Source organism: Salipaludibacillus daqingensis, from assembly GCF_029891575.1.
GTDB lineage: Bacteria > Bacillota > Bacilli > Bacillales > Salisediminibacteriaceae > Salipaludibacillus > Salipaludibacillus daqingensis.
This window is the reverse complement of record NZ_JARZHF010000011.1, coordinates 153,747-168,041: the sequence shown is the minus strand read 5'-3', so window position 1 is coordinate 168,041 and position 14,295 is coordinate 153,747. Positions and strand designations below refer to the sequence as shown.

At 30.9% G+C, this 14,295-nt stretch carries 14 protein-coding genes and 2 pseudogenes; 15 read left to right on the top strand and 1 reads right to left on the bottom strand.

Annotated elements, in window-relative coordinates:
• The first annotated feature begins 330 nt into the window (after nt 1-330).
• From QDN89_RS19505 to tnpB, 12 genes and pseudogenes are all read left to right on the top strand, one after another.
• Nucleotides 331-675 (top strand): ASCH domain-containing protein, encoded by a 345-nt coding sequence (locus QDN89_RS19505; RefSeq protein WP_280771847.1) that lies wholly within the window; start codon nt 331-333, stop codon nt 673-675.
• Between the two features lie 81 nt (nt 676-756).
• On the top strand, nt 757-1,185 hold the full coding sequence (locus tag QDN89_RS19500; protein WP_280771846.1) for an NUDIX hydrolase: 429 nt from the start codon (nt 757-759) through the stop codon (nt 1,183-1,185).
• A 102-nt stretch (nt 1,186-1,287) separates the two neighbouring features.
• Nucleotides 1,288-1,749, top strand: a complete 462-nt coding sequence (locus QDN89_RS19495; protein ID WP_280771845.1) for a hypothetical protein — start codon at nt 1,288-1,290, stop codon at nt 1,747-1,749.
• Nucleotides 1,750-1,799: 50 nt separating this feature from the next.
• Nucleotides 1,800-3,144: pseudogene (locus tag QDN89_RS19490) on the top strand (amidase family protein).
• 216 nt (nt 3,145-3,360) lie between these two features.
• Nucleotides 3,361-4,077, top strand: a complete 717-nt coding sequence (locus tag QDN89_RS19485) for a hypothetical protein (protein WP_280771844.1) — start codon at nt 3,361-3,363, stop codon at nt 4,075-4,077.
• Nucleotides 4,078-4,360: 283 nt separating this feature from the next.
• A complete protein-coding gene (locus tag QDN89_RS19480; RefSeq protein ID WP_280771843.1) occupies nt 4,361-4,834 on the top strand; it encodes a VanZ family protein in 474 nt (157 codons plus the stop codon).
• 489 nt (nt 4,835-5,323) lie between these two features.
• The gene (locus QDN89_RS19475; RefSeq protein WP_280771842.1) at nt 5,324-5,608 is read left to right on the top strand and encodes a DUF1871 family protein; all 285 of its coding nucleotides are present in this window, start codon (nt 5,324-5,326) and stop codon (nt 5,606-5,608) included.
• 420 nt (nt 5,609-6,028) lie between these two features.
• Nucleotides 6,029-6,223, top strand: a complete 195-nt coding sequence (locus tag QDN89_RS19470; protein WP_280771841.1) for a hypothetical protein — start codon at nt 6,029-6,031, stop codon at nt 6,221-6,223.
• Nucleotides 6,224-6,513: 290 nt separating this feature from the next.
• On the top strand, nt 6,514-6,645 hold the full coding sequence (locus QDN89_RS19465; RefSeq protein WP_280771840.1) for a hypothetical protein: 132 nt from the start codon (nt 6,514-6,516) through the stop codon (nt 6,643-6,645).
• A gap of 1,254 nt (nt 6,646-7,899) precedes the next feature.
• Nucleotides 7,900-9,552 carry a PIN-like domain-containing protein gene (locus QDN89_RS19460; protein WP_280771839.1) on the top strand — a complete coding sequence of 551 codons (1,653 nt, stop codon included), beginning with the start codon at nt 7,900-7,902 and terminating at the stop codon, nt 9,550-9,552.
• Nucleotides 9,553-9,917: 365 nt separating this feature from the next.
• On the top strand, nt 9,918-10,217 hold the full coding sequence (gene tnpA, locus QDN89_RS19455; protein ID WP_280771838.1) for an IS66 family insertion sequence element accessory protein TnpA: 300 nt from the start codon (nt 9,918-9,920) through the stop codon (nt 10,215-10,217).
• Complete coding sequence (gene tnpB / locus QDN89_RS22020) at nt 10,214-10,660, top strand: IS66 family insertion sequence element accessory protein TnpB (protein ID WP_425335428.1); 447 nt, start codon at nt 10,214-10,216, stop codon at nt 10,658-10,660. Before tnpA ends, tnpB begins: the two co-directional genes overlap by 4 nt.
• On the opposite strand, the gene QDN89_RS19450 is transcribed toward tnpB, so the two are convergent.
• On the bottom strand, nt 10,635-11,474 hold the full coding sequence (locus QDN89_RS19450; protein ID WP_280771837.1) for a DUF5677 domain-containing protein: 840 nt from the start codon (nt 11,472-11,474) through the stop codon (nt 10,635-10,637). The two genes, tnpB and QDN89_RS19450, sit on opposite strands and share 26 nt — an antisense overlap.
• A 469-nt stretch (nt 11,475-11,943) precedes the next feature.
• On the opposite strand from QDN89_RS19450, the pseudogene QDN89_RS19445 reads away from it, so the two are divergent.
• The 3 genes and pseudogenes from QDN89_RS19445 to QDN89_RS19435 form a co-directional block, all read left to right on the top strand.
• Nucleotides 11,944-12,183 (top strand): annotated as a pseudogene (locus QDN89_RS19445) (IS3 family transposase); the annotation flags it as partial.
• Between the two features lie 229 nt (nt 12,184-12,412).
• Nucleotides 12,413-12,958 (top strand): hypothetical protein, encoded by a 546-nt coding sequence (locus QDN89_RS19440; RefSeq protein WP_280771836.1) that lies wholly within the window; start codon nt 12,413-12,415, stop codon nt 12,956-12,958.
• Between the two features lie 190 nt (nt 12,959-13,148).
• The gene (locus tag QDN89_RS19435; protein WP_280771835.1) at nt 13,149-14,213 is read left to right on the top strand and encodes a hypothetical protein; all 1,065 of its coding nucleotides are present in this window, start codon (nt 13,149-13,151) and stop codon (nt 14,211-14,213) included.
• Nucleotides 14,214-14,295 lie beyond the last annotated feature (82 nt).

Sequence of the window (14,295 nt, the reverse complement as noted above, 5' to 3'; positions counted from 1 at the left end):
GGGGTTGGGTGTTTTTAGCACACCACTGTGTCAACTCCACTAGCGGTTAATCGTCATCTTGAAAGTCGATACCCTAGAAACCCCCACTTCAAATTTCGTTAGAAATTAAGTGGCGGGAGTATTCATAAAGAGTCCATTATTGGACGATCGCATAACGTCACTTACTTTTTGGATCGTTTTCATTTGGTCTATTTATTCCGTGTTCTCTCCATTTGTAAAAGGTGAAATTTAAAGTATTGCACAAGAAGCTGCCGCTGCTCATGTTCCAGTAAAAAGGAGGTTTGCATAAGAATAAGATTAATTGGGGAGTGTAGCAGAGGTGAAATCAGAGTGATACATCAAATGGGGTTGTATGGAGAATATTTCAAATCAATTGAAGAGGGGAAGAAAAAGATTGAAGTACGTTTGAATGATGAAAAAAGAAAAAAGATAAAAGTTGGAGATACGATTGAATTCATTAAGGTGCCTGAACAAGATGAAACATTACAAGTAGAAGTAACAAACCTAAAAATATACGATACATTTCAAGCAATGTATGAGGATATTCCTTTTCAGGATTTTGATTGTGAAGGTTGGACAATGGAAGAAATGATAGATGGAACATATGAAATATACACTCCAGAACAAGAAAAAAATTGGGGAACATTAGCGATTACTATTAAACATTTATGCTGACGCAATATCAATAATGAGGTAGCAATAGATGAGGAGCTGTTGTAATTGCAGTCTTATTGTTATTGAAAGGAGAGATAACAATTGGCACCAATTAAAAAAGCCTATGGTTATGTAACAAGAATAAAAGATGGTAAAACACAGGTATTAGTATTTCAGCATCCAATTGCTGAAGCAGGTATTCAAATACCAAAGGGCACTGTACAACCTGGAGAAGAGACTCACTATGCAGTAAATAGAGAAATTGAAGAAGAGACGGGATTAAGGGATTTTCATGTTGAGCATCTACTTGCTGAAGATTTATGGGAGAATGATGATGATGTAATACATAACAGATTCTTTTATAAAATAGTTGTCTCAAATGTTGAAGAAGAATGGGATTACAAACCAACAGGTGGTGGAGATGAAGATGGGCTAATCTTTCATTTCTTTTGGATTTCATCTGCAAATGAGGTTGAACTTATAAGAGGACATGGAGATTATTTGAACCATATTTTCAAACAATCTAATTAAGTTAACGAGAATCCTTCAATAAGGAGATGCTATTTATGGAAATACCGTTACATATTAAACTAACTGGCAGAAGAACTGAATAAGAGAGAGGGGAGATTATTGATGAATAAATCAGTTCGTGATGAAGAGCTAAAGCGATTAGATTTTTTTATAGGTAAATGGGAAATCGAAGTAATTCTCCCAGATTTCCAAACAAATTTGATTTATGGACAAACGATATTTGATTGGATAGAAAAGGAGAAATTTATGGTTCAACGAACTATAATGAAACAACCCGAATTCCCAAGTAGTACGATTATTTATGACTACGATTCTATTACTGGTAGTTATTTACAACATTATTTTGATTCGCGAGGTATAAATCGTCTATATAACATGAGTTTAGAGAACAGTGTTTGGAAATTGTGGAGGGATACATCTGATTTTTCACAATTAGATTTTTGCCAGCGATTTGTTAGGAATATTAATGAGTCAAGAGATACAATACATAGTTCATGGCAAAATTCAGGTGACGGTTTAAAATGGGAGCACGATTTTAAACTCATATTTAGAAAAATCATTTAGATATAAGACAAAATAAACATAGTAATACGATTAATGATATACAAGTAGCTATGGAAAATGGCGAAGTTAGCTCAAAAGAATTAGTTATGTATTACCTACATAGAATTGCAAAGTATGACCAAGAAGGTCCTAAAATAAATTCTATACTTGAAATAAATCCAGATGCAATTTTCATTGCTGAAGCATTGGATTATGAAAGAAATACAAGAAGTGCTAGGGGACCTTTACACGGTATTCCTGTTTTGATAAAAGACAACATTGAAACATGTGATTCAATGCATACTAGTGCTGGAACTATTGCACTTGAGAATTATAATAGCAGTAGTGATGCCTTTATTGTTGAAAGACTCCGTGAAGCAGGTGCAATAATCTTAGGTAAAACGAATATGACAGAGTTAGCTAATGGGATGTCGAGTGAAATGTGGTCTGGTTATAGTTCTAGAGGGGGGCAAGTACTAAATCCATATGGAGATCCTAACCTATTTGTTGGTGGTTCAAGTTCAGGGTCGGCTGTGGCAGTTGCTGCAAATTTTACGGTTTTATCAGTAGGTACGGAAACCGATGCCTCAATTCTTAGTCCAGCTGTTCAAAATTCAGTAGTTGGAATTAAGCCTACTGTTGGTTTAATTAGCCGTACAGGTATTATTCCTTTTACGTATTCTCAAGATACGCCAGGACCATTTGCAAGAACTGTTACAGATGCATCACTTTTATTAGGAGCTCTCACTGGTGTTGATAAACTTGACCCAGCGACCTATAAAAGTGAAGGAAGGTCAGAGCGGGATTATTCTAAGTATTTAGATTCTAAGGGTTTAAGAGGAGCTAGAATTGGTGTTTTTAGTAATGCTTCTAACGAATTCCTGCAATCTGAGGAGTACGATGAAGGATTATTTAAAGAAGCTATTCAAACCATAAGTTATGAAGGAGCTTGTGTTATAGAGGACATTGACATCCCTTCTTTTCATAGAAAATGGAGTTTGGGAGTGACATTATATGATTTGAAATAAGTTGGAATTAAGAGAAGGACTCACTAATACATTAAGAAATCCTGAATATATTAACGCAAGGTTAGAAGACTTGCATTTTTCCCAGGAACAAGGTATTGATTTTGCTTTGAAAAAATATAACCTTGACGCAATTCTTTTCCCTTCCTATATAGGGTCAACGATTTGTGCTAAAGCTGGGTATCCTTCTATTGCACTACCTGCTGGATATATGAAAAATGGAAGACCCTTTGGCGTAACTTTTGTAGGTGGTGCTTTCAGCGAAGGTGTCTTAATAAAACTAGCTTATGCTTTTGAGCAGGCAACTAAGCATCGACAAAGCCCCAACTTCATGATAAATAAATTTACTTCAATTGATCGAGATATCAAGTTTGTGAAAAGATGTACTTAAACAAACGGGGAGCATTTTGTCCAAAAAGAAATCTCAAAAGGAATAACTATTTACTGTAAAATAAGATTAGATGTATTAATGTTCTATCAATAAGGTTATGAATAAATCGAGGTGTTTCACATAAATAGAAAAAGTAACTTATGAACGATGCAACAATTTGGTAAATAATAATAAATGAATTTTTTACATTATTTAAAGATGAAGGGGCTAATAAAAATGGAAAGTGTAGAGATATTGAAACCTATTGAGAAAAAAATTCAGCAGTGGATATATTACGATAAGAATGAGCCTAAAGTAGTGCCATATAGAGGAAATGAGAAACTGCATGATAGTTATAGAAGAGAAAACGATTTGGATTGTCAATTAACAGATGGCAAGTTAGAAGCAGACACTATAATTTCTTTGTGGTTACCATTAAGACTTTCATTGGTAAGAATTAATGGCTATGCACCTTTAAATAAAATAGGCTTGCGTAATAAAAAAAATAAGATACCTTTTTTAAAAGAATTAATTAAACATGATTTAGAAAAATTTCTCCCAGTTAATAACCCAATAGTTGTAAAGCTATCTGAATTATTTGTACGAGGGATGAAAAGAGAAAATGTTATGATTTTGCCCTATAGAGCAATAAATCGTGAACGCAGTTCAGCACCATATTATGATTATGTTCCACATTTTCTTCATGAGTGTTTCCAAGGTGGTAAATTTGCTGAGTATTTTAGTAATGATAATGGATTGGAAAAATGGATAAAAGATGAAGATTTGGAAATGTTTTTTGAGAATGAAAAAATAAGTAAATTCACTATTAAGGATTTATCTGGAAGTGGAAGTGCGAAGGTAAATGTACCAGGGAACTTAGAGACGATGTTGGATAATTATATTTGTATACTTAAAGCAAGAGAACGTTCACGTAAAGCAAATTCCATTTTGTAGAGATGTGCAATATAATTCAACTTGAGTTATGTTACGTTTTCTTATATAATCTCATTTAACTTTAAAAGCGAGTTTGTGAAACAATGCACTTAAACTATAGGGAGCGATAGTTGAAAAAGCTTTTGTTGCTGTTGTGGCGCTCCCTCAGTTAGATTCATATAGCATAACAAGCTCTTGTTACTGTAATGGTTCTATGGAAAGAATCCGTTAACATAGTATGCAGTTTTCTTATTGAATATTTACTAATAATGGGACATACCCTCGTTCTAAGGGGGTGTGTTAAGTGAGAGTATTTTATTTTAATTTGAAATCAAGGAAATACGTAACAACTGTCTGTTTCTTAATTTACATTTATTTATTATTGTCCGTTAGCTTTCTGGGAGAAAGTATATTCTTCCCTACAAGGCTTTATGGGCATTATGTTGATATATCACATAACCTTATACCGTTTGCAACTATCGGAAATTACTTATTAAATTTTCAGAGTTATAATTTCGATACTTGGTTTTATAATACTTTTGGCAATATAGTAGCGTTTATACCACTAGGAATTTTATTACCACTTATTTTCGATAAAATAAGGAGAATCACTCAAGTCATTTTTATTTCATTTATGGTTAGTCTTATTATTGAAATTACTCAGTATGTTAGTCATCTGGGTGTTTCTGATGTCGATGATATTATTTTAAATACAATGGGTGGTATTTTAGGTTTTATGATTCTATGTTTAATTAAAAGGGAAGCGTTGTTCAACTAAAGGGTGGCGTTAGTTGAAGAAGCCTTAGCTTCTGCTATGGCGCTGACGTGGAGTTTACTTTAACAATTTGAAATGAGTTTCCGCAATCGGATTTTATTGCGGAATGAAATGTGTAAAGCACAAATATGAAGAGATTTAAAATTGGACTAAATTGATAACAGTCATCGACAGAACAAGGGAAGGAGAGTAGATAAGCTTGGTAATTTTTGCAGAAGCCTTGCGTACAATCTCTATTGTAATTCTTATTTTTAGTTCCGCTTTCTATTTACGGCATCTGGAGAAAACTAAAAAGCAAAATAAACTTTCAACTTTTGAATTTACAATGTACATAATCATTCAAATCGCATATATTTTATTTGCAATTAGTTTATTGATTTTTGTATTTGTTGAGTGAATGTTGTTTTAGTAATTAAATCAGTATTAAACAAACGGAGAGCGTTAGTTCAAAAAGGAATTAGTTGTTGTGCAAACTAAAGGAGAGATTTTTTATTGTCAAATAAACATCTTAAAGAAATATATAATGAGACATTTAAAATAGTAAAAAAGATAGTTAATGAATGGGACCCTCTTGAATTACTGCCTTCTGCACCTGACGATGAATATGAGTTTGAAATAGCAAGGATTGTTTCTTTACTAAGTAATGCTGACTCTGTAAATACTCTTTCAGATGGCATTGCACAGATTTTTACTAAAGCTTTTGATTGGAGCTTTTCAGAGGAAGAGTGTTTGCCAGTTGCCCGAAAAATATGGGCAGAAACTAAACAGAAAAAGTAATTTCTTCTTAAACAAACGGAAGCAATACTTTAAGAAGCCTTTGGTGCGTTTGTGGCGCGAAAGGGGAGGTTTGTTAAAATAAGTAATATATGGAACGAAGACCAAAAAAGTACTCATACAGAATTGTAAGTTGAAGTTAGAACAAAAAATGATGGATAAAAATGGTAATGAAAAGGACATATTTCGATCAATAAGTTAGCAGGAGGCAGATGATTTGAACCAAACTGAAAACGCTTCTGAATGAAAAAGATGTTAAATAGTTACAAAAGTGTGTTATTTTGATGAATGGATAAAAAGATAGATGATTCGTAGTATAATAGTCATTGATAGTATGTGTGATAGGCGTTTGAATAAAGAGATAAGATGTAGATGAACCAAAAGCAATGAATGACGAAAATACTTTATTAAAGGATGATTATCATGTATGGACGAAAACGAGGGCTTCTTTACAGCTTTACATGTCAATTCAAATCGTCAGGTGAAAAACCTAATCAAATCAATCAAGAATTCATTAACCAGCTATTGGAAGAGGAAAAAAATAGAGATTTCATGTTAGATGATAATAAAATAAACTTCGATATAAACGATTCTTTGGATGAGGACTTGGATAGATAGCTATTCCTTTTTACATAGAGCGAACAGTTTTTGGCGCTGTTCTTAGTAGGTGTTTATTAGTATATACTGTGTCCAAATAAATAGAAAGATATTTAGAATTGTTCGAACAAACTTGTTAAATAGGCAGATCGTATAATGAAGATATTCGGTTACGCCAAAATTATTTAGAAATCCAGGTTCTATCTCGACAGATTAGGAACTTGCGAAATATGATTGTGAACGTATTTTTCATTAATAACAATTAAGGTTAGTTTTTGATAGACCGAGGATCGGAGGGGGATCATTTGGAAATGTCTATTGAAATGATATCTGATGAGAAAGGCTACTTAGATCGAGAATGCCCACATGAAGAATGTGAGTTCGTTTTTAAGATTCAAATAACCATCGATCTTCTTGCACCAGTTTCTCCTTTAATCGATTAGGAGTTATGGCGCAGGAGAGAAAATTGTTGAATATATATTCGATAGACTAAACATAATTGATAAAAGTCTAGTTCGAAATTTATATATTGATCATGGATCACTTAATAATGAGCTAGAGTTCTTTAGCACTTGGGTAACTACCAGAGCGCATTTGGAGCATAGCAAAATTGACACAAGATACTTAAAGTTGGAGGAATTAATATTTTTAAGTTATCTGGAAAATGAATATATATCTTTAAAGTCTTTAGGCCAAACAATTAGTGTATCTTCAGAACGAGCAAGGTAAATTCTGGCTAATGGAAGAATTAAGGTGAAACATTATACTATCAAGTTCTTTCCAAGATTGGCTGATGAGTTTTAAAGTCATCCTGTCTTAACAATAAGTAACAAAATGTTGAGTAATGATGATTTAGTAATTTATATACTCTATAAGAGCTTTAATAATCTAAGTAGAAAATTATTGATGTATATGTCAGCCGAAAGAGCATATCTTACCGTATCGGATTCGTTAGGCTGACGGTATATAGTCGTATGCGTAATAAAGTCCGTAGCTTTAAATATAGATTCGAATTTACTTTACTGATCTCATATCTTATTAAGTTATCGAATCTGGTTGTGAACTTTATGTAGATTTTATTGATAATTTTATTGAAGTGTTACACCAATAGCTGTGAAGGTGATTTACAGAGAAGATTGGTAGACTTGGATATTGAGGGATTCCCAAAAATATTTATCAAAAAGAATGCTCTTCAGAGGACCTGGAGGGTTTTTGTGGTTAAAGGGCTGTATATTTTTCCACAAAAAGGTTGTTTTAATAAGGTTATTATACGGAAACTGTGATGAATAGTCGTGATAAATTATAGATAATAAATACTTGAAGATGTTTTCCGAATTTCACCAAAAATAGCATACGATCATCAGTCAGGTTTGTTATAATTGATTTAGCATTTACTATATAAAAGCAAGTGTGTAGTGGAAGTACAATACATATATCAAACGATTCCCGATCAGAAAGGCGAGCTGAACTTTGCAAAAGTGGCTGATTCCAAGTATCCCAAATAAGAACAATTATTTGAAAATTAAATAAGTGTGTAACCTTAGATTACGTGGATCGCTATATATTAAATTAAAAAGTGGTTAATTTGCTATTATGTAATATTTAGAGGTTAATTCATCATATGAATTGAGCAGATTTTATTGATTGGTACTTGTATATCATTAGTACAAATTTTTCAAGCTGAAAGAAGGTTTATTATGAGTTACTTGTCTGCATTGAACTACAAATATAAGCACGAAGATTCAGAGGAAACTTTATTTGTCATTGATACTAATTATTTCTTATATGCTTATCAAAGTTACTCCAATGGAGATAGTTATATAAAAGCATTAGAGAATAAAAAGAAGGATATATATATTCCTTTTATAACGTATATAGAGTTCCTATCCAATATAAATTCTGTAACCAATTCCTTAAAAAATGATATTAAGATTCTAGAGAACTATGTTAATTCAGCTGCAGAAGAAGTAGAAATATTTGATATTTCATCAATTAAGCAAAAACTAAAATCTGAGAGTTTTAGTAGCAAATCGAAGAATTATGATCAATTAAATAATTTACTCAAAAAGGATATTGAAGAAATTATTAATAAATATGTTGAAAGTTCTGTAATGGAAATTAAAAATAAGTGTATTGAAATAGAGAATATACTTAATAAAAAATTAAAAGAATTTTCAATTTCAGAAAATAATTTACCTAAGATAGCAGAGTATGAAGAAAAAGTAAGAAAACTTACAGATCGAATTGATGAGTTGTTTGAAACTACAAGTGTTGTTGGCGAAATGTATACTCAAGAAAATATTAATGAATATATATCGGATATGGATGATAGGTATAAAAAGAATATCCCCCCAGGGTTTTGTGATGCAAGTAAAGAAGAAGAAAAGATATTTGGAGACCTAGTTATTCCTGATAAAGCAGGAGATCTTATCTTATGGAAAGATTTAATAAATTTGTTACAAGTTGATGAAGAAAAAATGGAGAAATTCTCTAGAGTTGTAATTGTAACAAATGACGGTTTGTCTGATGAAAAGTCAGATTGGAGAATAAAGTTAGGAAAAGAAAGAGTAGTTCATGATCAATTAAAGTTAGAGTTCTACCAAAAAACAGGGAAATTATTAGATTTAATGAAGGTTGAAGACTTTATTGAATACTTTAGTCTGGAAGACGAAAATATTAAAGTACGCATAGTAAATGAGATTAAAACATTTAATGATGAAAATTTTTCAAACGAAGAAAAAATTGTATTTACTTTGTTTGGTAATGTTCATGCTTTAAATAAACAGAAAGAAATGATGGAAAAAATATTTATTACATTAATTAATATGAAAGGTTTAAGATATAAGGATTTGAGAAACTTGCCATGTATATCAACTAGACATGAAGAACTAAACACAACTTTTGATTCATATAAAGAATTGTTCTTAGATGATGAAACTGAGGTATTATTGGGAACTAGATTAAATAGGAATGATAAATTAAGGTATATTTATAAATTATTTAAAATTGCGGGGCTAGATCCAAGAGAATTAATATTTAATAGTAGAGAGTTTCAAAAAATATGGCAAAATTTTTTCCAAAATAAAGATGGATTATTATTTTCAGATGAAATAATAGTCTCATTAGAGAGACCTGAAAATCTATTTGGAATTTCTGTTATTGGAGATGTAAAATTTTATAATTTAGGAGAGCAAATCGAAAATAATCTAACTAGAAAAATACGAGATAAGTTAATAAATTGTGAATTTCATGATGAGTCAAGAGAGCCAAAAGAACTTGAATTTAAAGATATTATGTGGAACTTAGGATATAATGTTGAGAATCATTTAGTTGATTTTGATGATTTTTAATGTAAATTGTATTCAACTAGCGTCTACCATGCTTCAAATGCTATCTTCAAGAGTCCATTTTTATCCGTCTTAGTCCATAGTGAAAGCCATTAGAATGTTGATAAAAAAGGATTCATATATATTAGCTCTCTTAAAAAACAATAATTCCAGTTCTCAAAGCGTTAATTATCAATACTTCAAAGGCTCTCAACCAATTTTGGTTGGGGGTCTTTTTTGTGCTTAGACCACTAATCATACATCAACGAACTTCTGAAATATTTCTGCGGTCTTCTCTTTCATGTGTAAGCGTCAAATACTACATACGTATGCAACTCAGCAACCAGATGAGATAATCTTCATAGATTAATTCTCGAAGGAGGCTTTTCATGTCAGATAAACAATTAGAATGGCATACAAGAATGGATCAGTGGGGCGAAAGCGGCCTTAGTATGGCTGCTTGGTGTCGTCAGGAAAACATTAATATTCATCAAATGTATTATTGGAAACGTAAGTTTGATCAACAAACAGATAATTCTACTATAGATTGGTTAGACATTAGTCAATCATCTTACATCGGTGATAGTTCATCCATTATTATCAAGATTGATAAGCTATTAGTGGAAGTAAACCCCCAAGTTGATCGCCAACTTTTATCTGATGTACTACATTTACTGAAGTATCAATGATTCATCCATACTATGAGCGGGTTTATTTAGCTTGTGGTCCTACGGACCTTAGAAAGTCAATTGATGGCTTAGCGGTTATAGTAAAAGAAGCGTTTGAACTTGATCCATTCTCACCAGCACTCTTTGTATTCTGTAATCGCAACAAAGATAAACTTAAAATCTTACAGTGGGATAATAATGATTTTTGGTTATATTATAAACGTTTAGAAACGAGCAAGTTGTCTTGGCCTGGTGAGTCATCTAAACAAACAAAAGCCATCTCTCCACGCCAACTTCGCTGGTTACTTGATGGGCTGGGTTCTTTAAACATTTATAAAATTTATGGTAGGTACCGATACGTGGGATTATGTAAACTTAATATTCAAAAGCTATTAAATATGTGCTTCCACCAAAAAATATATCAATTTTTTCTACTCTTTATTCTTTTCCATCAAAAATTCTAATATCAATTTCTGTTGCATTATTAACTAATTCCTTTTGCATCATTTCTTTAAATTTATCAGCTTCATATATTAAATTATTCCATCTATAGTAAGAAATTACGGTTTCCATAATAAAATTACTTATTAAATTTAAACTTATCCCTGATTTTATAAAGAAAAATTCATTAAATTCTTCCTCTGTAAAATCAAAAGTTTCAATTACATCCGAGGAATGAATTTCTTTTGAAAAAGCACGATAGAAATGTTCATATTCTGACTCAAAGTCCATATAAAAACATAGCTGTTCAAAACTCTTTTTATTTTGCTCATCAATATCATACCATTTATCTTTTTCACTTCTTAAAGATAATATATCTTTAAAATTCTCCCTTAATTCTTCTTTGTCTCTCAAGGCTTCCTCTTCAGAATAATTATGCTCTAATTCTTCTATAGTTATATCAGAAAAAAGCCTTCTTAATTTTTCTCCTTTATTGTTCTTAGCTATTCTTGATAAATGTGTTTCAATTTCTCTCATCTTAGATTTAAATAGATAAGATCTCGAAGCCAAGTAATTTTTTTCTTCTTGACTATCTCTATTTAAAATGTATTTTAAATAGAGATAGTTTTCTATAATAGGTCTAGTAATACAATCTAAGCTAACTAAATGATTATTGTTATATAAATGAAAAAAAGTACTTGATTTTTCCAATAACCCATTAAATAAGCCTAGCGTAACCAACTTTTCTTCTTTGAATTCTTTTATTAACTCTTCACTTATATTGACATAGGCTAGCGTGCCCTCTTTTAAACATTTCTCTAAAAATTCATTATTCATTTAAAATCCTCCAAGTATAAATTTATTCTTAATAGAAGTATTTATGCACATTACACTATTTAGTCTATTTATTGTATAAGGTTTTCGATCATAAAAGTACAAATTTAATTTTTGGTCAATTCTTTTATTTAGATATCATCCTATCTTTTCAATTATTTTAAGTATTATGGAATTCATAAAAAATTATTAGCGTTGGTAAAAGTACACCTTTATAAACAAATAAGTGAGAAAATTCATTAATTTATAATCGTTGGCTTTGTATTGAAAAAATTTACATTTACTAGATATATGAGTTAGTAGTGCCGAAATTTGGACGAATGAAAAAAGCAGGTGAAACACACAACTTGTCGAACTTACATATATAGAGGGAATATAATGTCTAAAATTTCTCAACTTTGTATCGGGCTTCATGGCAAAACAAGGAATTGTCTCGAAATATACTGTCGGCACAATTCAAATCATCTAAAACGTCGACACCTTTGGCATTGAAAGATCCTTAAGTGATAAAGGAAAGCCATATGTTGCGGAAGCCACAATTAATTATCAATAAAACAGAATTCGTTCGAGGTGCGGTATTCGCTAACAAACACGAGTTTGACCTTGAACTTTTTGACTATGTTCATTGGTTCAACCATATTTGGACCATGGCTCACTATATTACTTAACACCTACTGAATACATCTATCTAGTGTTGACAAACCACTTTTAGTAATTCTTTATAAGATCTAGGCTAAGATTGTTTAATAAGTTTAGCATCTCGTATACTAACAATTTGAAAAGTTCTTCAATAAAACACCAATAAAAATAGAGCATTATATGGTCTTTTATAAAAAGAAATAATTTATAAATTATTGAAGAAGTAAAACTATATAGAATGTTACATTCCAATAAGCGCCTACATTTTTTCATTATATGATTTAAATTATAGCAGGGCTTTTATGCTACAAACTAATAAAGTTATTAAAAGAAAAATTGAGGAAGCTGTAATCAATTCATTTAAAAGTAATGAAGTTTCAAGACACGATAGATGTAGAGATGTAGCTTTAATTACATCCCAGTTAATGAGTGAACATTTCTCTAAAGAAACTTTGTTAGCGATAGGAAAAGCTTATATAAAAGACTTTCAATATTTGTTTCCTTACAATCCAAAGAAAAATTATTATCATATGTGGGTATATACTGATTCATATGAAATTGTTGATCTTGCAATAAGTACCATTCATAAAAGAGAAGACTTTCCCATTTGTAAATCTGAAGAAAAAATCTCTAATACATGGCAATTGTTATCTTCAAACATTAATGTGCTAAATAAACCTGCAGACTTACTTACAGAACCGATAACTGCCGACAACGGGGGAATATACACTCCCTATGAAGTTGGTAACTGGGAAAAACTAGCTAACTCATTGATCCCCATGGATAAAGAAGACTGTCAAACCTTAGATCAATTGATGAATACAGCAAGCAGAATTTTAAACAAATAATTATTTTTACGGTAATAACCTTGCCAGAATTTTTGTTAAGACTATGTTTGATTTAAAAATACTTTGTTTGGTACCTGGATAATTTGAAAGATTTTCAAAACGGAATATACAGTGAGAATTACCTTTGCAAGAGTTATATTTATTTTTGAGAAAAACATTTATTTTCACCAATATCTTAAGGAGTGAAGTAATGAATAGATGTATTTATTATAAAGACTGTAAAGAATCATTAAATTTCAACGGTGAAGAGCATATATTCCCAGCAGGATTAGGGGGGATAAGAAAACTGCCTAAAGGATATGTAAGTGATGAAGTAAATACAATGTTTTCTAAGTTAGAAGGAAACGTTTTAAAAGATTCCTATTTAGCATTATATAGGATTTTTTTAGGCCCAGGCAAAAGAGGGAAGCTGAATGACAGATACAATACAAAATCAAGGGTAGGAGTAATAAGTGATTTAGAAGAAAAGAGCAGCGACTCCTATCTAGGTTATATCAAAAAAGGAGAACCATGTATTATTGATCAAATTGCCTACACTGATGAAAAAGTTAATTTGATATTTAATTCAAATCAGAAAAATGCTAATGAATATTCTGATGAACTGCTTGATCATCTTAAAAACTTTGAAAGTGCTTCACCTATTGTTTTTTTCGAAAACTCTTATGATGTTAATCAATTTAATGTAGGTATAGTTTTTAAAGGTAAAGAACTTCAATGGTTTGTATTGTGTAATGAGCAAACTACTCTAAAAAATTTAGTTGTTATTCTAAACAATTATATATACAGTAAAATCCAGGAGAAAGAAATCGAAGAAGTTAATTCTAAGACTTTAGTTAGTTTAAATATTAATTCAAAAATTTCTTACTATGAGAGAGTAATGGCTAAGATAGCTTTGAACTTTTTAGCAGATAAATTTGAGAAAGATTTTGTATTTGATTCTCAGTTTGATAGCGCGAGAGATTTCATATTAGGAAAGAGCGATAATACATTTGTAGCCCCTTTGAAAGATAAAGAATCACTGAATTATACAAAGAAAGTAATAGATAGTTTTCAACTTCCTCCTTTATCGCATTTAATATTTGGCTCTTACATTCCCGGTGAGGGAGTTAAAGTCATTATTCAATTTTATGATGATGATTATATTAACGTTATTTATTTTCGAGGAAAGTTTGATTTATGTTCATCAGAAATTTTTGGAACGATTTGCGATTGGCAAAATAGAAAAGAGATGGATCTAATTAAGCATATTTCTTAGTAATTCAGCTTATATAAAATAATAATTATATCCCAGTGAGTACACTCTATTGGGACGGTTTTACATTCATAAATTCACTTAG

Bases quoted from the DNA above. Each gene is read 5' to 3' on its own strand.
- tnpA (WP_280771838.1), top strand. From the start codon at position 9,918: ATGTCAGATAAACAATTAGAATGGCATACAAGAATGGATCAGTGGGGC.
- tnpB (WP_425335428.1), top strand. From the start codon at position 10,214: ATGATTCATCCATACTATGAGCGGGTTTATTTAGCTTGTGGTCCTACG.
- QDN89_RS19440 (WP_280771836.1), top strand. From the start codon at position 12,413: ATGCTACAAACTAATAAAGTTATTAAAAGAAAAATTGAGGAAGCTGTA.
- QDN89_RS19495 (WP_280771845.1), top strand. From the start codon at position 1,288: ATGAATAAATCAGTTCGTGATGAAGAGCTAAAGCGATTAGATTTTTTT.
- QDN89_RS19435 (WP_280771835.1), top strand. From the start codon at position 13,149: ATGAATAGATGTATTTATTATAAAGACTGTAAAGAATCATTAAATTTC.
- QDN89_RS19460 (WP_280771839.1), top strand. From the start codon at position 7,900: ATGAGTTACTTGTCTGCATTGAACTACAAATATAAGCACGAAGATTCA.
- QDN89_RS19450 (WP_280771837.1), bottom strand. From the start codon at position 11,474: ATGAATAATGAATTTTTAGAGAAATGTTTAAAAGAGGGCACGCTAGCC.
- QDN89_RS19485 (WP_280771844.1), top strand. From the start codon at position 3,361: ATGGAAAGTGTAGAGATATTGAAACCTATTGAGAAAAAAATTCAGCAG.
- QDN89_RS19465 (WP_280771840.1), top strand. From the start codon at position 6,514: ATGTCTATTGAAATGATATCTGATGAGAAAGGCTACTTAGATCGAGAA.
- QDN89_RS19470 (WP_280771841.1), top strand. From the start codon at position 6,029: ATGTATGGACGAAAACGAGGGCTTCTTTACAGCTTTACATGTCAATTC.